Annotated in this window: 15 protein-coding genes; 6 read left to right on the top strand and 9 right to left on the bottom strand. The window is 59.4% G+C overall.

Translation table 11 applies throughout. The features are described from left to right. Positions 1 to 58: 58 nt before the first annotated feature. A complete protein-coding gene (locus UTO39_RS20870; protein ID WP_320727981.1) occupies positions 59 to 733 on the bottom strand; it encodes a molecular chaperone in 675 nt (224 codons plus the stop codon). Between the two features lie 72 nt (positions 734 to 805). After that, the gene (locus UTO39_RS20865) at positions 806 to 1,330 is read right to left on the bottom strand and encodes a fimbrial protein (RefSeq protein WP_320727980.1); all 525 of its coding nucleotides are present in this window, start codon (positions 1,328 to 1,330) and stop codon (positions 806 to 808) included. 1,027 nt (positions 1,331 to 2,357) lie between these two features. Between UTO39_RS20865 and UTO39_RS20860 the strand changes: the two genes are divergently transcribed. Next, on the top strand, positions 2,358 to 3,050 hold the full coding sequence (locus UTO39_RS20860) for a hypothetical protein (protein WP_320727979.1): 693 nt from the start codon (positions 2,358 to 2,360) through the stop codon (positions 3,048 to 3,050). Positions 3,051 to 3,086: 36 nt separating this feature from the next. Here the strand turns inward: UTO39_RS20860 and UTO39_RS20855 are convergent, their stop codons facing one another. From UTO39_RS20855 to UTO39_RS20835, 5 genes are all read right to left on the bottom strand, one after another. After that, a complete protein-coding gene (locus UTO39_RS20855) occupies positions 3,087 to 4,055 on the bottom strand; it encodes a fimbrial protein (RefSeq protein WP_320727978.1) in 969 nt (322 codons plus the stop codon). A gap of 256 nt (positions 4,056 to 4,311) precedes the next feature. Further along, the gene (locus UTO39_RS20850) at positions 4,312 to 5,133 is read right to left on the bottom strand and encodes an alpha/beta fold hydrolase (RefSeq protein ID WP_248058302.1); all 822 of its coding nucleotides are present in this window, start codon (positions 5,131 to 5,133) and stop codon (positions 4,312 to 4,314) included. A gap of 30 nt (positions 5,134 to 5,163) precedes the next feature. Beyond that, a complete protein-coding gene (locus UTO39_RS20845; RefSeq protein WP_320727977.1) occupies positions 5,164 to 6,783 on the bottom strand; it encodes an MFS transporter in 1,620 nt (539 codons plus the stop codon). After that, on the bottom strand, positions 6,780 to 7,187 hold the full coding sequence (locus UTO39_RS20840) for a DoxX family protein (protein WP_061099377.1): 408 nt from the start codon (positions 7,185 to 7,187) through the stop codon (positions 6,780 to 6,782). The genes UTO39_RS20845 and UTO39_RS20840 overlap by 4 nt, the downstream gene beginning before the upstream one ends. Continuing rightward, positions 7,187 to 9,058, bottom strand: a complete 1,872-nt coding sequence (locus tag UTO39_RS20835) for an amidohydrolase (protein ID WP_320727976.1) — start codon at positions 9,056 to 9,058, stop codon at positions 7,187 to 7,189. The genes UTO39_RS20840 and UTO39_RS20835 overlap by 1 nt, the downstream gene beginning before the upstream one ends. A gap of 219 nt (positions 9,059 to 9,277) precedes the next feature. Here UTO39_RS20835 and UTO39_RS20830 point away from each other — a divergent pair, with 219 nt between their 5' ends. The 5 genes from UTO39_RS20830 to UTO39_RS20810 all read left to right on the top strand — a co-directional run bounded on the left by UTO39_RS20830 (position 9,278) and on the right by UTO39_RS20810 (position 16,500). Continuing rightward, complete coding sequence (locus UTO39_RS20830) at positions 9,278 to 9,964, top strand: hydrolase (RefSeq protein ID WP_023331928.1); 687 nt, start codon at positions 9,278 to 9,280, stop codon at positions 9,962 to 9,964. Positions 9,965 to 10,025: 61 nt separating this feature from the next. After that, positions 10,026 to 10,247 carry a DUF1427 family protein gene (locus tag UTO39_RS20825; RefSeq protein ID WP_061099375.1) on the top strand — a complete coding sequence of 74 codons (222 nt, stop codon included), beginning with the start codon at positions 10,026 to 10,028 and terminating at the stop codon, positions 10,245 to 10,247. After that, positions 10,244 to 10,504 carry a XapX domain-containing protein gene (locus UTO39_RS20820; protein WP_010427264.1) on the top strand — a complete coding sequence of 87 codons (261 nt, stop codon included), beginning with the start codon at positions 10,244 to 10,246 and terminating at the stop codon, positions 10,502 to 10,504. The genes UTO39_RS20825 and UTO39_RS20820 overlap by 4 nt, the downstream gene beginning before the upstream one ends. 23 nt (positions 10,505 to 10,527) lie before the next feature. Further along, positions 10,528 to 10,908, top strand: a complete 381-nt coding sequence (locus UTO39_RS20815; protein WP_253540519.1) for a response regulator transcription factor — start codon at positions 10,528 to 10,530, stop codon at positions 10,906 to 10,908. Between the two features lie 9 nt (positions 10,909 to 10,917). Further along, positions 10,918 to 16,500 (top strand): ATP-binding protein, encoded by a 5,583-nt coding sequence (locus UTO39_RS20810; protein ID WP_320727975.1) that lies wholly within the window; start codon positions 10,918 to 10,920, stop codon positions 16,498 to 16,500. A 3-nt stretch (positions 16,501 to 16,503) separates the two neighbouring features. On the opposite strand, the gene UTO39_RS20805 is transcribed toward UTO39_RS20810, so the two are convergent. Continuing rightward, a complete protein-coding gene (locus UTO39_RS20805; protein WP_061099372.1) occupies positions 16,504 to 17,121 on the bottom strand; it encodes a response regulator transcription factor in 618 nt (205 codons plus the stop codon). A 179-nt stretch (positions 17,122 to 17,300) separates the two neighbouring features. Continuing rightward, the gene (locus UTO39_RS20800) at positions 17,301 to 17,687 is read right to left on the bottom strand and encodes a VOC family protein (RefSeq protein WP_320727974.1); all 387 of its coding nucleotides are present in this window, start codon (positions 17,685 to 17,687) and stop codon (positions 17,301 to 17,303) included. Positions 17,688 to 17,753: the final 66 nt, after the last annotated feature.

The raw sequence follows: 17,753 nt of genomic DNA, 5'->3' as shown, positions 1-17,753 counted from the left end.
GGTCCCGTATTGTTGTTTTTGTCGATGGGTGGGGTGACTGGCTACGTTCTGGAATGGGTTAGAGCGTGGCGTGAGCCTCTTTGGTGATACCGCCGAAGTCGTCGATCGCTTTCCAGCGAACCAGGCCGCCATTAGAGGCTTTCAGCGCGAGCGTGCCGCGTGGGGCAACCATGCCAGCGTCTTTAATCTCTTTGCCGCCGATATTCACGCTATAAAACGATACGTAATAGGGGGTCGGGTTGTTCACCACCACGTTGTCACCCTGCCGGCTAAAGGTCAGCGCTTCATAGGCTTTTGCCGCGTCGTCATTGTTCAGCGCAGCTGGGCGCCAGAAGAGCTTGATGCGCGTGCGCACGGTGATTTGCAGCTGGTTTTTGTTGGATTCATCCGATGACGGAATCGATTTCACGTTAACCATAAATACCGATTCGCGATCCTGCGGCAGCGCCGTGGAGGTCGGGATAATTCGCAGGATATTCTCCTGGCCCGGATCCAGACGGAACAGCGGCGGCGTCATGGTGAACGGCGTTTTTTGGGCATCGGACTCGGAATAGTTGTCTATCCATGACTGAATCAGATACGGGATAGACTTGGTTGGGTTCTCAACCGTCAGCTCGGCTTCACGTTTATCCGCATTAAAAACAACGCGCGTTGCGCCAACGATGACGCCAGCAAAGGTCTGGCTTGAATTCAGTAACAGACCTGCCAGACAAAAGGCAGAAAACCAGCGCATGAGTTCCTCCTGGTGATGAATGAACAGAGATGGGAAAAGGGCAGGCCGGGTGCCCGGCCTGCCAGACAACGCTTAGTTGTAAGCGATGGTGAAGTCAGTCGTTGCGTTCGCAGTACCTGCTGTAACAGACGCTGCGGTAGACATATATTTCGCGACGAACGCCAGGCTGTTAGTCGTCAGCGAGCTGTCGATCGTTTGCTTAGCGGACGTAGTGTGCATTGGCACCAGCGTGCTGCCGTCTTTTTCATAGATAGCCACGCCAACGCCAGTCGCGGTGCTGTCGGTAGACAGTTTCAGGATCTGGGTGTTGGTGGTATCGGAGGTACCGTCGAACTTAACGGATGCCGCAGTCACAGTGCTTGGGCAGCTGGTCAGATCGATGGTGAACGCCGTTGGTGCAGCAGTTACGCCCGCAGCGCTAAACGCTGTTGCGGCAACGGTACCGAGGTTAACGGTCTGGCTTGCAGAGGTTGAATCAACGGTACAGGCTGCATCGGTGATGTTACCGGTGAAGTTGATGGTGCCGTCTGCCGCGTTCACTGCGGTCGCGGTGAACAGGCCTGCCATAATGCTTAATGCGATAAATTGCTTTTTCATAGTCCGGTTCCTGGTTCCGTCCGGATTATTACCGGAGGAGCTTTATTTTTATTAAGGCTAAATTCCGATTCCCTGGTGTTGGTGAATAACGGAATGGAGATGCCAGCAGTACTCTGCCTTCCAGTAAAGTGCACTGATAATATTCACCTGCAAGCAAGCGATGTTTATACAAGCGGTAATACTCTCAGGCTCGGTGTCTTAACGATCCCTGTCCATATGCATTTCCTGCTGACGGGACTCATTCTATTTTTTTTAAACCGGATCACAATATGTCCATTTTTGTGTTGAGGTGGAGAAGGTGGATTAAGCAGCAAAATTTGATTTTTGTCTGAATGGGTTGTGATTTTTGGTGGATGATACTGTTTTTTGTGTGCGTTAAGCGCTTATTGTGGTTTATATAACTACTGGGAGTGAAGTGGATAAGTCAGGGTTTTTGCTGCCTGATTATGTATCTATATGAATTTTAAGGGTGATTTTTTATTTGTCGGAAATGTAATCTTTTTAGCTTTCGGAATAGTCGAGCACATGGCATTTTGGCGCCCATAAATAAATTCATAAATCAGAATTTGAATATTGTTTTAACCATGTTTTCTATCGCCTGATAATAGTTTCAGTCAGTGCATGATATTTACTTTCCTGGCGTTTAATCCCGAATTCAGAGGGCATTCCCGATCTTTTTTTGGATCGTGTCGGCAGAGATAAAAGCAGATTTGCCGCCTGGAAAACGTGCAAAATACCTGAAAAATCTCAGTTGCTTCTCTTCGTTTCGCGTCCACATTGCGCCTGTGTTTTTAACACTCACTGCTCTGCAATGGTGTAAAAATCTATAAAGTTATAAATAGTAGATAAAAATATGTATTTATTTGCTGTTTATGGATTTAAATTCCGGCCAGATAAATTTTAGGGGTATCGTTGGCACATCAAAAAACGTGTGAAGCGAAGCGCCTGGATTCTTGTTTTAGATCAACAGAGATGACGCGAGCCGCTGACTTCCATGATGTGCCACTGGCTGAGTGAGTGATATCAAATGAATATTGAGATTGTTACCGAGAATACCTTCTATAAAGAGAGCATGTCCGCGCTTTTCGCGAAAAACCTCGGAACGTTGCGCGCAGAAAAATATAGCCTCGACATGCTCAAGGTGTTTATTCTGCCGGATGATGCAGACTGTATCTATTTGCCTCGCTCTTCAGCGTTGCTGGATGCAGATAATGCCGTGATTTTTTGCACCCCGACCATAAAGCGTATTTTTTCTGGCCTTTTTTTTGACAGAAACGTTTGCTTTATTACGCTGGATGCGAAAGAGGATGTGTTGATTGAAAAATTGCTGAGCGCAATGGCGACAATATCGAAGCAGCCGTCATTCTGTCCGCGCCAGAAAAATATCTTCGAACGCCTGACCTCGACGGAAATGAGTACGCTGGATTTTATTATGTATACCGGGCAGGGCGTTACGCTGTCGAAAACGCAAAGCCTGCATAAACGGAATGCGATGCATAAGCTGGGCGTGATGAGCACCTTCGAGCTGTACTGCAAGATGAAGCTTGCTGAAGCGCTGTTGACCAAAGTGAAAGGGGCGAAGGGCGCCTACATCGATTTTCTGCACACTAAGGGCAAGTTTGCCAACGACGAGTACAGCTCGTTTGATGTTTATGCCCTGAGTACCGCGCATCCTTCCGTGCGTAACCTGCCGTCTGACCGCTTCGGTACCCTTCTGTAAACCCAATGTACCAGACCCTCACGGGCTGGTTTTTTCTCAGTTGTAGGTCATAGTAAAGGTGGCCGTTCCGTTCGCCACGCCGCCCGTAACCTTACTCGCCGTCTGGTAATAGCGCGCGCTTAAGGGCACCGTCATGTTTCCCGCGGCGGTCATGGAACCGACGCTGATGGCGCTGTTCAACGGCGCTGCGGTATTTTTATATAAAAGCTGAATGCCCACGCCGGTGGCCGTCGTACCCGTTGTCGCCGGGTCGAGATTAATCACGCCGTTTGCCGCGTTAAACGCACCGCTGCTTCCGGGGGAGAGGGTGATTTTGGCGTTCGTTGCCTGTGAACAGGTTAAAGAGATATTAAACGTTTGCGTGTTGGCCGTGCTGCCGATGCCGGTGAAGGCGCTGTTTTTTGTCATGCCGAATGGAACGTTAATCGCGGTGTTATTAACGGTACAGGCTTTTAAGGACACTGTTGGCGAGCCTGTGATAGAAATAGGCACTTGTATGACTTCAACGTTATTGGCATTATCTCCAGAGCAGACGAAAGTGATGTTTGAGAAGATGAGAGAATTTAACGTGCCGCTTGATATTACATTGGAGGTTTTAACCAGAGCATAATAGATGTTATGGGTATTTGTCCCACCTGTTTTTGGTTGGTTGACCACAAGGGAAACATTCGCTGGGGTCGGTATACTGTTATCACTCCATACCGATATGCCTATCCCAGAAAGATTTGTTTTAACAACCCGTGCTCCGTTTTGAGAGAAAGTCACACCACTTACCCCTGATGCGGCCCACCCAAAGATGGCAGCAGAACCTCCTCTGCCAATATCCGTGATTGACATTTGAGTTTGTCCGGTCGCAATCGCCGAACCTATGGCAGCTGAAGGGCTTACCGTAATTGGCCCGGTAAAACTGAAGACGGGATAGCTATTAGCTATGGCACAACCATTTGCCTGGCAATTTGCAGCCGCGACCATTAACAATATAAAAAGAAAGAAAGATTTTAACATGTGCTTTTTCACTCATTGAACATAAACATCTCCTGCGAAGATTGGCCTTCTATGCAGGTAAGTAATATTATTTTTAATAATATCATTTCTTACCACCTTGCTTTTATAAATCAGAATATACCCCTGACGGATATCCAGGAATAATACTTTTTTAAGAATTTAGAAATATCATCAGGGGAAATACAGTCATATTCCCCCCGATCCGTTATTTTATTTTGCAGCCGGGTGACGGCGACCCTTCAACCGGCCGATACTATTACAGCGACTTCACGAAGGTCAGCAGATCTTCGTTGAGCTGGTCCTGGTGGGTCAGCGCGAAGCCGTGCGGGGCGTTGTCGTACACCTTCAGCGTGGCGTTTTTGATCATTTCCGCCGCAAGCTTGCCGGTGCTTTCAAACGGCACGATCTGGTCGTTGCTGCCGTGGATCACCAGCGTCGGCACGTCGATTTTCGCCATATCCGGGCGGAAGTCGGTTTCGCCGAACGCGGTCACGCAGTCGATGGTGCCCTTCAAGGACGCCAGCAGGGCGATGTTCAGCGTCTGGGTCAGCGCGCCGGCGGAGACGGTCTGCCCGGCGTTGGTGCCGTAGAACGGGGTGGCGAAGTCGCTGATGAACTGGGCGCGATCTTTACGCAGCCCGTCGCGAATGCCGTCGAACACGCTCTGATCCACGCCCTGCGGGAAGGAGTCGGATTTACCGAAGATCGGCGTCACCGCGCCCAGCAGCGCAAGCCCGGCGACGCGTGAGCTGCCGTAGTTGTTGATGTAGCGCGTCACGTCGCCGCCGCCCATGGAGAAGCCCACCAGCGTCACGTCGCGCAGGTCCAGGGTGGTAATCAGGTCGTTGATGTCGGACGCAAAGGTATCGTAGTCGTAGCCGTTCCACGGCTGATCCGAGCGGCCAAAGCCGCGACGGTCAAAGGCGATGGCGCGGAAGCCGCGCTCCGCCAGGTAGTTAAGCTGGCTGTCCCACATGTCGCCGTCCAGCGGCCAGCCGTGGCTGAAGAGAACCGGTTTGCCCGCGCCGCAGTCTTTGTAGTAAATCTGCGTGCCGTCTTTTGCCTTAAACGTTGCCATAGTGTGTTCCTGTACAGGTGATGGTTATGGTTATACCGGCGCGACCAGATAGCGAATTGCCGGTGATGTTGTGCCCTGATGAAAAGCCAGAACGCGGCTCTGCAGCAGGAGGTCATTCATGGTATGGCGCTCCTGCTGGCGCAGATGCTCAATCCAGGAGCCCATCAGGAAGGTCTCGATAAACAGACCGGGGCGCTCAATATCTTCGTACACCGCCCAGCTCATCGCCCCGGCGCGGCGGCGCACCCGGCGCAGCTCGTGTACCGCCTCGAGGAAGGCCTTCGCGTTCTGCGGGTCGATAATGTACTCGTGCGATACCAGCACCGGGCCGCGCTCGTTCGGCAGGTCGATCTCCACGCCGTCCAGCGGCTGCCCGCTGAGGTCGAGGTTCAGATCGGGATCTTTCTCGAGCTTCCAGCGGAACACCGTTGCGCTCGCCAGCACCATGCCCAGCGTGGCGACCACCAGCGAGGTTGGGGTGCCAAACTGCGAGGCGATCTGCCCCCAGATGGCGCTGCCCGTGGTCATCGAGCCGAAGAACACCGTCAGGTAGACCGCCAGCGCGCGGGCCTTCACCCAGCGGGCGGCGCTGCGCTGCGCGCCGAGATTGAGGGTGGAGAGCACCGCAATCCACGCGAAGCCGGTGAAAAACTCAAACAGGTTCAGCAGCCAGATGTGACGCACGAACGCCAGCGCCAGCATGGTGAGAGCAAAGGTCAGGCTGGCGGCCACCATCAGGCGGTCGGCGTTCAGCCGCTGGCGCAGGCGCGGCAGCAGGATCGCCCCGGCAATCGCCCCCAGGCCGATGCAGGCCAGCATCACCCCGTAGCCCGCCGGGCCTAAGCCCAGCTCGCGGCGCGCCACCAGCGGCAGCAGTGCCCAGCCCGCGCTGCCGAAAACGAAGAAGGCCACCGTGCGCACCAGCACGTTGCGCAGCACCGGCGCGGCGTGCACGTAGCGAATGCCGGATCGCACAGCGGAGAAGAAGTGCTCCGGCGGCAGACGCTGCACGGACGGCGCCGGACGCCAGCGCCACAGCACCCACGCCACGCCGACCACGGACAGCGCGTTCAGAGCAAACACCATCCACGGCCCGGCGAGCGACAGCAAAAAGCCGCCCAGCGCGGGGCCTATCGCCCGGCTGATGTTCACCCCGAGCGAGTTCAGCGCCACGGCGGCGCCCAGCTCCGGCTTGCTCACCAGATCGGGCACCACGGCCTGGAACGGCGGCGAGCTCATCGCCGCGCCCACGCTCAGCAGAAACGTTGCCACCAGCAGAACGGTAGGGGTAACGTGTCCGGTGAAGGAGAGCACCGTCAGCCCGGCGGCGGCGATGAACACCCACAGCTGGGAGAAGAGCAGGTATTTACGTCGGTCGACGATGTCCGCCATCACCCCGGACGGCAGGGCGAAGAGGAACATCGGCAGGCTGCTTGCCGCCTGCACCAGCGCGATGTCCAAAGGATCGGCGCTCAGGGTCAGCATGCTCCAGTTGATGCCGACGTCGCTCATCCATGAGCCGACGTTAGAGACCACCGTGGCGATCCACAGCATGCGGAACACCGGCTGGCTCAGCGGCTGCCACGGCGAAACCGCCTGCGCGGGCGTCGTCTCGACGTGTGCGTCGCGAACGTCGTTAACCTGGGTCATGCGAACCTCTCCGCTGCCTTACGCTGCAGCCGCCACTGGCCCGGCCCGGTGAGGGCGAGGGTGGTGAAGATAATCAGCAGCAGCCAGCCAAACTGCCCTTCGGCAATCGACCAGTCCGGGTGGACCGCCAGCATCGCCACCAGCAGCACGGCGATAATCGGCAGGCACGCCAGGCGGGTGTACACGCCCGCAATGATAAACAGCGGGCAGATCACCTCGGCGACGATCGCCGGGATCAGGCTGGCGTAAGGTCCGAAGCCGAACGGATCTTCAATGCGCGTCAGCTCTTCGCTGAAGTGCAGCACCTTCGGCAGGCCGTGCACGTAGAGCAGCAGCAGGCTGCCGGTCAGGCGCAGGAAGAACAGCCCCAGGTCGATCCGGGGCGGCATAGTGGTGTTTTTCATCAGAATGCAAAGCAGCTGCAGCCCAGCGCCCCCCAGAAAGCGTTATCGTCGGACACCGGCATCTCTGACGTGCGGGCGAAATCATGCTGGTGGCTGTGAACCCCGCACGGCCCGCTGCAGTGGTGAACAGGGCTCATGCCGACGCGTGCGGCCTGCGGCGGCGCGCTGCGGTAGTGGCCCGGCACTTTCACCACCGGGGACCACTCGGGCAAAACCGGAATGGCCGGCGGCGCGAGCGGGCCAAAGCTGCCTGCGGCGTAGACGATATCGCCGTTCACCACCGTCAGGACGGACTCAATGCCCTTGATCTCCTCTTCCGGCACGCGGAAGTAGTCTTTGCTGAGCACCGCCAGGTCCGCGAGCTGGCCGACCTTGATCTGCCCCTTCTGGTTCTGCTCGCTGGAGAACCACGCGCTGCCCTGGGTCCAGAGCATCAGGGCGGTGTCGCGGTCCAGACGGGCGCTGTGGTCGTACATCTGCATCCCGCCGACGGTGCGGCCGGAGACCAGCCAGTAGAGCGCGGTCCACGGGTTGTAGCTCGCCACGCGGGTGGCGTCCGTCCCTAAGCCCACCGGCACGCCGGTCTCGAGCATTTTTGCCACCGGCGGCGTGTGGCGGGTGGCTTCGATGCCGTAGCGCTCGGCAAAGTACTCGCCCTGGAAGGCCATGCGGTGCTGCACGGCAATGCCGCCGCCGAGCGCTTTGATGCGGTCGATGTTGGCCTGGGTAACGGTTTCCGCGTGGTCGAAGAACCAGTGCAGGCCGTTGAACGGAATGTCGCGGTTCACCTTCTCGAAGACGTCCAGCATGCGGCTGATAGACTCGTTATAGGTGGCGTGCAGGCGGAACGGCCAGCGGTGCTCCACCAGATGGCGCACCACGCGCTCCAGCTCGTCCTCCATGCCCGGCGCGAGGTCCGGACGCGGTTCGAGGAAGTCTTCAAAATCGGCGGCGGAGAAGACCAGCATCTCCCCTGCGCCGTTGTGGCGGAAGAAGTCGCTGCCCTGGCCCGGCGTGAGCATGTCGGTCCATTTTTCAAAGTCCTCCAGCTCGTGGCCCGGACGCTGGGTAAACAGGTTGTAGGCGATGCGGATGGTCATCTGCTTTTTCTCGTGCAGCTCGGCAATCACCTCGTAATCTTCCGGGTAGTTCTGGAAGCCGCCGCCCGCGTCGATGGCGCTGGTCAGCCCCAGGCGGTTCAGCTCGCGCATAAACTGACGGGTAGAGTTGACCTGCTGCTCCAGCGGCAGCTTCGGCCCTTTGGCGAGCGTGGCGTAGAGGATCATGGCGTTCGGACGGGCAATCAGCATCCCGGTCGGGTTACCGTTGGCGTCGCGCTGGATCTCGCCGCCCGGCGGGTTGGGCGTGTCTTTGGTGTAGCCGACCACCTTCAGCGCGGCGCGGTTGAGCAGGGCGCGGTCGTAGAGGTGCAGGATGAAGACCGGGGTGTCCGGCGCGGCGTCGTTAATCTCGTCCAGGGTCGGCATGCGGCGCTCGGCAAACTGGAACTCGGTCCAGCCGCCCACCACGCGCACCCACTGGGGCGACGGCGTGCGCAGGGCCTGCTCTTTCAGCATCCGCAGGGCATCGGCCAGAGACGGCACGCCTTCCCAGCGCAGCTCGAGGTTGTAGTTCAGCCCGCCGCGAATGAGGTGCAGGTGGGAGTCGTTCAGGCCGGGGATGGCGGTGTGGCCTTTTAGATCAACAACTTTGGTGCCGTCGCAGTGGTGCTGCATCACCTCGGCGACGGTACCCACTTCCAGAAATTTTCCGTCGCGCACGGCAACGGCTTCCGCGACAGGATTCTCGCGATCGACGGTGTGAAACTGGCCGTTAACCAGAATAAGATCGGCTTTACCGAGGGTAACCATAACTGCTCCTGACTGAGAGGGGGAATGGTCAGGATTATGGGAATCGGTTTCGGCAAAGATCCAGTTATACAATAGGATAGGTATACCAAAGTATAACTATACCTAAGGTTAACTATACGAAGAGATAATTACGCGCGGCGACGGAAAACCGCAGGATGAGGGTGACTTTATCGTCGTGGCACTCACGGCGATTTCTACCCTTAACCACTGGAAAATGCTATGACCTCTTCAAAGCTCGAAGTGTTAACCCCTGCGAACTGTCAGATCATCTTTATCGATCACCAGCCTCAGATGGCGTTTGGCGTGCAGTCTATTGACCGCCAGGTGCTGAAGAACAACACCGTGGCGCTGGCAAAAGCGGCCAAAGTGTTCAACATCCCGACCATCATCACCACCGTAGAGACCGAAAGCTTCTCCGGTAACACCTATCCGGAGCTGCTGGACGTCTTCCCGGGCCAGGACATTCTGGAGCGTACCTCCATGAACTCCTGGGACGACCAGAAGGTGCGCGACGCGCTGAAGGCCAACGGCAAGAAGAAGGTGGTGGTGGCCGGCCTGTGGACCGAAGTGTGCAACAACAGCTTTGCCCTGTGCGCGATGCTGGAAGGCGACTACGAAATTTATATGGTGGCGGACGCGTCCGGCGGCACCTCCAAAGAGGCCCACGACTTCGCGATGCAGCGCATGATCCAGGCGGGCGTGATCCCGGTGACCTGGCAGCAGGTGATGCTGGAGTGGCAGCGCGACTGGGCGCGTAAAGAGACCTACACCGCGGTGATGGATATCGTGCGCGAGCACTCCGGCGCGTACGGCATGGGCGTGGATTATGCCTACACCATGGTGCACAAAGCGCCGTCTCGCCAGAAGAGCGAGCACCGCACCCTAGCGCCGGTCCCGGCTCGCTAAGTTCCGCTGGCGGGCTGGTCCCTCATCCGGCTCGCCGCTGCCTCTTTCTCTGGAGTTCACAATGAGTACTGGGCTGATATCCCTTGCCGCAGGCGTGTTGATTGGCCTGATGTATGCCGTGCTGAAGGTGCGCTCCCCCGCGCCGCCCGCGCTGGCGCTGATTGGCCTGCTCGGGATGCTGGCGGGTGAACAGGCGACGCGCCATCTGTTATCCCGCGACGGCACGCCGCCTCCTCAGGTGACGGTTCCGCAGGCTAAATCGCAGACGGGAGCGTCGTCATGAAAGCATGGATAATTTCGCTGGTGTGCGGCGTGGTTGCTGGGGTAATTTACGCCCTGCTCGACGTTCATTCCCCGGCACCGCCGGTTGTCGCCCTGCTTGGCCTGTTTGGCATGCTGGTGGGTGAACAGCTCATCCCGGTGGGACGGCGTTTACTGAGTCGCGAACCGCTTACCCTTGCCTGGTTTCGTCACGAATGCGTGCCGAAAATCAGCGGCACGGCGCCCCCCGCGCCCGCGAAGGACGATCGCGACGTTTAATGATTTTTTTGAGGAAAGACAGCATGACGCTGCCGTGGCGCATTGCCATCATTGATGACGAACGTTCCGTCCGCAGCGGGCTGAGTAATCTCCTGGAGTCGGAAGGCTATGCCGCCGACGCGTTTGATTCGGCAGAGGTATTTCTGAGCCATCCGCTCGCCCTGTCCGGCGCGGCGCTGGTGATCGCCGATATCAAGCTGCGGGGCATGAGCGGCCTGGAGCTGTATGAAAAGCTGCGGCTGCTGGCCGTCCCGCCTCCGCCGGTGATTTTTATCTCCGGTCATGCTGATGAAAATATGCAGCGGTACGCTCTTAGCCTGGGCGCCGCTGCATTTTTGCGTAAACCCATTAACATCGATATTCTGCTGGATCATATACAGCGGGAGCTGGCCCGCCGACGATAAGGATCGCGGATGAACGAACACGAGCAGCCTGCATTCTGGCCCGCCCAGGGGAATCTTCACCAGGGGCGGGTTTTTGTCCTTAAAGAGGATGTGATTTTTACCGTGCTGGCGCAGGAGGGCGGTATCTCCTGGATGAACGCGCGCCATCCCCATTCCGGCGGCTCGTTCATCATTGCCACCGCGGTGAGCGACGAAGAAGAGGAGCGGGCCACCCGGCTGCTGAAAAACGAGTTTGCCCTGCGCGACGTGCTGCAGGACAGCTGGGCCATCCGCGCCGTTGCCTCCACCCAGTACCGGGGACGCTTCGCGCTGGTGTATGCGCCGTTTTCGTTTGAACTGCTGGCACGGCGCGCGGGCAGGGCGATCTCGGGGATCTCGCGCTTTATCGAGCTGGCGATCCAGATCTGCGCTCCCCTGCGCCAGATGCACCTGCAAAACCTGATCCACGGCGATATCAAGCCCGGCAGTATTTTTGTTCATCACGATGCCACCTGCCGTCTGGGCAGCTTTGGCCTCTCCTGCAGCCTCTCCGGTGCCTTCTCCCAGACCCGGCTTGCCGTTTCAGGCGGAACGCCCGCCTATATGTCGCCAGAGCACACCACCCGCACCCGCCGCCCCGTTGACGGGCGCAGCGATCTCTACAGCCTCGGCATGGTGCTGTATGAACTTCTGACCGGACGCCTGCCGTTTGAGCTGGGGGAGCACGATCAAACCAACTGGGCGCACTACCATATTGCCTCGGAGCCGCTGGCCCCGGACGTGATTCGCCCGGACGTGCCGGGAATGCTGTCGACCATCATCCTCAAGCTGCTGGAAAAGCACCCCGATAACCGCTACCAGACGGTCGACGGGCTGATTGCCGATCTCCGCCGCTGCCAGGCGACGCTGACCTGCGAGGGCGAGATCGTCGCCTTTACGCCCGGCCAGCAGGACCGCACCCCGGCGATCCATCTGGCGGACACCCTGTTCGCGACGCACCCGCAGGCGAATGACGTCATTGCCGCGTTTGAGCGGGTGGGGCAGAGCATGGTGCCGGAGCTGGTGACGATCGGCGGGCCGTCGGGGATCGGCAAATCGTCCATCATCGCGACGGCGCTCAAAACGCTGCAGCAGCGTCAGGTATTGCTGGCGGTGGGGAAAGTCGATCAGTTCTCGCCGTCTTTGCCCTACGGCGTATTAAGCTCCGCGTTCCGCACCCTGACGCTGCACCTGCTGGGGCTGCCCGCGGAAGACGTGGCGAAGTGGAAAATCCGCCTGTCCCGCGCCCTGGAGGGGTACGAGGCGCTGGCCGTCAGCCTGGTGCCCGAGCTGGGGCTGCTCCTTGAGAGCAAGCCGCGCTTCTCGGCGGATACGTTTTCCATTGATGCCCGGGCGCGCTTCAGCCATATGGTGCTGGCGCTGGTGAAAACCTTTGCCACTCAGGGCTGCCCGCTGGTGCTGGTGCTTGACGATCTTCAGTGGAGCGACGCCGCCAGCCTGCACACGCTGAAACATCTGCTGGTGACCTGCGGCGCTATCCCGCTGCTGCTGGTGGTCGCCCACCGCGATATCGGTTCGTTGTCCGAACCGACACTGCAACAGCAGCTGGCGAGCCTGCCGGAGGCGGCGCAAAACGCGACTGAAATTATCCCGCAGGCGCTGTCCGTGAAGGCGGTGGCGCGCTGGCTGGCGACGATATTTCGTACCCGCAGCGCGGCGACGTCCGACCTCGCCACGCTGATCCACGAGAAAACCGGGGGCAACCCGCTCTTTGTGCACGAGTTTTTCCGCCGCATCGTGGATGACGGCCTGGTGGTGCACAACAAATATCAGGACAAGTGGCACTACGATCTGCAGGCGATCCGCGCCCGACACTACACCGAAAACGTCGTTACCCTGGTGCTGGAGCAGCTCGAAGAGATGCCCGACGAGACGCGCCGCCTGCTGGGCAGCATTGCCTGCCTCGGCGGCACGGGCGAACTGGAGATGATATGCCGCGTGGTCGGGGTGTCGGTGGCAGAAATTCGCTATGCGCTGCACCCGGCGGTGATGGCCCAGCTCATCGTGCTGACGGAAAAAGAGTACGCCTTCACCCATGACAGGGTGCAGGAGGCCGCCTTTGCGCTGCTGGATCAGCATGAGAAAAGCCATCTTCACCTGACCACCGCCAGCCTGCTGGCCGACGCCGCGCGTCAGGCGGCGGGGAACGAACTGCTGTTCCGCGCCGTTCACCACGTCACGGCCGCGCTGGACAGCATTCAGCCCGCGCCGCAGCGGCAGATGTTCCGCGAGCTGAGCCTGCTGGCCGCGCGACGGGCGAAGCGCACGGGAGATTATCTTTCGGCGCTCAGCTACCTCCAGACCGCCAGAGCGCTGGGCAACGCCGGGGCGGTCTCAGATTTTATGCTTGATATCGAAGAGGCGGGCTGCGAGTTTGCGCTGGGGCACCTGGAGCGGACCCGCGAGCTGTGTGACGCCATTCTCGGCTGCCCCGGCGGGCTGACCGAAAAGGCGCTGGCGGCCAACCTGCTGGTGGAGGTGTACACTCGCCAGTCGGACAGCCGTCTGGCGCTGGAGGCGGCGCTCTGCTGGCTGGGGATTTTTGGTATTCAGATTGGCCGCCATCCGGAAGACGCCGACTGCGACGAGGCCTGGGCGCTCTTTTGCAACCGCACGGGCGACGCGCCGCAAAACCTTTTTGCCCAGCTCTCGCGGATGGATAACCCGGAAACCGAAGCGGTGATGAACCTGCTCTACAGCGCCAGCATTTGCGCCAGCTTCATCTGCCCGCGCCTGCATTTTTTGCTGCTCTGCCGCATGATGCACCTCACCCTCGACCACGGCATTACCGGCGCCTCCACCACGGCGATGGCCTGGTTTGGGGTGCTGATTGGCCACCGCTACGCCGAGTATCGCCTCGGGTTCCAGTACGGCACGCTGGCCCGAGAGCTGGTAAACCGCCACGGCTACGACGCGTTCGAAGCTAAAACCCTGCTGCCCCTCGACCAGCTCAGCGTCTGGACCCAGCCTTTATCGTTTACCATCGAGTGCGCAAAAGCCTGCTTCACCGCCGCAGTGACCCACGGTGATATGACGGTGGCCTGCTTTGCGGCCTGCCATCAGGTTATTAACTTCCTCTCACGGGGCGATCACCTGGACGGGGTGTTGACCAGCATCGATCGCGGCTTGGCGTTTGTGCGTAAAACCCACTTCCAGGACGTTGAAACCATATTGATGCTCCAGCGCACCTTCGTGGAGTTTTTGCGCACGCCGACGATCGGCACCTGGACCGCGTCGCAGGCGCTGCCCGAGGCGCTGCTTCCCGCGTCGCCGGAGCAGGCCCCGGAGCAGACCTCCACCATGCTGTTCTGGTACTGGCTCTACCGCGGCATGGCGCACTTTACCTGCGGGGAGTATGCCGACGCGCAGGCGGATCTTGAGATGGCGGGCTGGTACGCGTGGTCTGCACCGGGCCATATCCATCTGCTGGATTACCATCTTTACAGCGCGCTGGCGCTCTCCCGTCAGCTGACGCCGGAGACGTTTTCGGCGAACCACCGCCGCAGCATTCACGCCCACTACGACAAAATCGCCCTCTGGGCGCGCATTAATCCCGGCACGTTCGCGGATAAAGAGGCGCTGATCTACGCCGAAATTGTCCGTCTGGACGGGATGAACAGCATTGCGCTTGAGCAGTACGAGAAGGCGGTCCGGCTCTCCCGCGAGGGCGGCTTTAACCCGATTAACGCCCTGGCCCACGAGCTGGCGGGCCGCTTTGCGCTGGCCTGCGGCTACCCGACCGCGTCAGACGCGCACTTCCGCGGCTCAATTGCCGCCTGGGGCCGCGCGGGCGCGCAGGCCAAGGTGCGCCAGCTGGAGCAGGATTTCCCGCACCTGCTGGCCTCCGGGCAGGCCAGCGCCTACGACACGGTGGCGTTTGCCCAGAACGAGACGATCCGCGATCTGCAGAGCGTGATCAAAGCCTCCCGCGCGCTGTCGGAAGAGATCAATCTTGAGCGCCTGATCGAAAACCTGATGACCATCCTGCTCGAACGCGCCGGGGCGCAGCGCGGCCTGCTGCTTCGCGTGAGCGATAACCTGATCCCGGAGATCGAGGCCAGCGCCTGGACCAGCACCGACGGCGTGCGGGTGCGGATCCTGAAAGACGTGCCGATGGCGACCGACATGCCGCTGTCGGTGCTGGCCGCGGTGATCCGCACCGGGCAGGAGATCCGCACCGGCAGGCCGGAGGAGTTTCACCCCTTCAGCCAGGACCCTTATCTGGTGACATCGGGGGCGGCGGTGATGTGCGTCCCGATGTTCAAACAGGCGCGGCTGGTGGGCGTGCTCTACCTGGAAAACCGCCTGATGCCGGAGGTCTTCACCGCCGAGCACTCGCGCGTGGTAAGCCTGCTGGGCGCGCAGGCCGCGGTCTCCCTGGAGACGGCGCGGCTCTACGCCGAGCTGCTGGCGGAGAACATTCAGCGCCGCCGGGTGGAAAAAGAGCTGCGCGCCAGCCAGACCTCGCTGATGCTGGGCGAGCAGATCAGCCACACCGGCAGCTGGCGCTGGGAGCTGGAGCAGGATCTGATGTTTGTCTCGGAAGAGTACGCCCGCATTCTCGGCCTGCCCGACCAGCAAAAGATGATCTCCATGGCGGAGTTTTTGACCTTCGTTCACGAGGACGATTACGCCCGCATCAGCGCCATCGTCACCCAGAGCGTGCGCGACGGGCTCTCCATGCGCGCGGAGTTTCGCATTAAGCGCACCGACGGCTCAACCCGCTACATCCTCGGGATTGGCGATCCGGTAGGGGTAGGCAGCGAGGTGAACGAGTACTATGGCATTATCACCGATATCACCAGCCAGCGCGCCGCGGAGGATGCCATGCGGGTGGCCCAGGCGGATCTGGCGCGCGTTTCCCGCGCCACTACCGTCGGGCAGCTGACCTCCTCCATCGCCCATGAGATCAACCAGCCGCTGATGTCGATCGTCTCGAACGCCGGGGCGAGCCTGCGCTGGCTCAGCCGCGAGCCCGCCCGGCTGGATAAAGTGCGTGAAGGGCTGGAGGAGATCGCCGCGGAAGGCGCGCGGGCGGGGGAGATCATTCGCAGCATCCAGTCCCTGACGCGCAAGCAGGATCCCACCTTCTCGCGCATCGACATGCATTACCTGATCCGCCATATCCTCACGCTTTCCCGCAGCGAGCTGGAGCAGAGACACATTAGCGTTGATTATCTGTTGAACGCCAGCGACAGCTTTATCACCGGGGATAGCGTGCAGATCCAACAGGTGCTGCTGAATCTGGTGATGAACGCGGTAGAGGCGATGGCCGAGGTGAAGGATCGCGCCAGCACCATCATCCTCAGCACCGCCAACGCGGACGGGAAAGTGATTGTCGAGATCGCCGATACCGGGAGCGGCATTGAGCCCGAGCGGCTGGAGCAGATATTTGACTCGTTCTACTCCACCAAGCCGCAGGGGATGGGGATGGGGCTGACCATCAGCGCCAGCATTATCGAGCGCCACTGCGGGAAGCTGAGCGCGCGCCGCCGGGAGCCGCACGGCACGGTGTTTACCTTCGCGCTGCCGCTGGCCGCGCAGGAAGGATAAACGTTACTCCGCGGGCTGGCTTTTGGTCAGGCGCTCAACGGCCCTGACCAGCTCGGCCACGGAGCGCACCTGCATTTTTTCCATCACGCGGCGGCGGTGCACCTTCACCGTGATCTCGCTGACGCCCAGCTCGGCGGCAATCTGCTTGTTGAGCTTGCCGGTGATGGCAAGCTCAAGCACCTCGTGCTCGCGCGGGGTGAGGGACAGATGGCGCTGCTTCAGGGCGTAGTGCTCTTTATTGCGCTCGGCGTTGTTTTCCGCCAGCTGCAGCGCGGACTCAATGGCGTCGATCAGCGCGGCGGATTCAACGGGCTTGGTGAGAAATTCGTACGCGCCGCCTTTAATGGCGCGCACCGACATCGGGATAGTGCCGTGGCCGGTGAGAAAAATAATCGGGATCTCGCGCCCGCTGTCTTTGAGCGCGTCCGCCACCTCGAAGCCCGAAATGGCGGGCATTTGCATGTCGAGGATCACGCACGACGGCAGATCCTCAAACCGGTGTTGAAGAAATGTTTCTGCTGATGAAAAGCCGATGGCGTTCAGACCCGCTGATTCCAGCAGCCCGATTACGGACTGCCTGACGGCGTCATCGTCATCAACCACATACACAATGTGTTCCATTCACCGCCCCGGTGCTGATTTAAATGTCGAGGATGCAAACAGTCCCAACGGTGGCGTAAGAGACTGTTTATGCTGACTTTCATCTTAACACATTAAATATCATTATCATTTAACAATATGATAACCATATGAAGTATAGCGAGCCGGGACGGGGGCGGTGAAGGAACGAAACGCTGTTTTTATGCACCCACAAGCTCAATGCGGTTGCCGTCCGGGTCCGCGATCACCGCTTCGTAGAAACCGTCCCCGGTCATGCGCGGGGCGCTGAGCAGCGTGCCGTTGGCCTGCGCCCGCTCGGCCATGCTGTCCACTTTTGCCTTGCTGCCGACGTTAATGGCGATATGCGCCCAGCCGACAAACTCCGGGTGCGACGGGGCGTCGGGCAGGTCCGGCAGCGTCATCAGCTCCAGGGTCGGCCCGTCATCCAGGGTAATAAAGTGGGATTCAAACCCCGGACGGTTTTTGCTGACGTAGCGTTCGTTACTGCGGCCATTAAACACCGTTTCCCAGAACTGAATCTGGGCCTCAAGGCTGCGGGTCCAGAGTGCGACATGTGCAATATTCATTGTAACCCTCGTTGTTTGTATTGCGCGGTTATGCAACATTATGCGCATTGATACTCGATTAGAAAT

It is taken from the genome of Enterobacter sp. 118C5 (genome assembly GCF_034107645.1).
Lineage (GTDB): Bacteria > Pseudomonadota > Gammaproteobacteria > Enterobacterales > Enterobacteriaceae > Enterobacter > Enterobacter nematophilus.
Note: the sequence above shows the minus strand (reverse complement) of the source record. Positions and strands in the feature narration are given on the sequence as shown.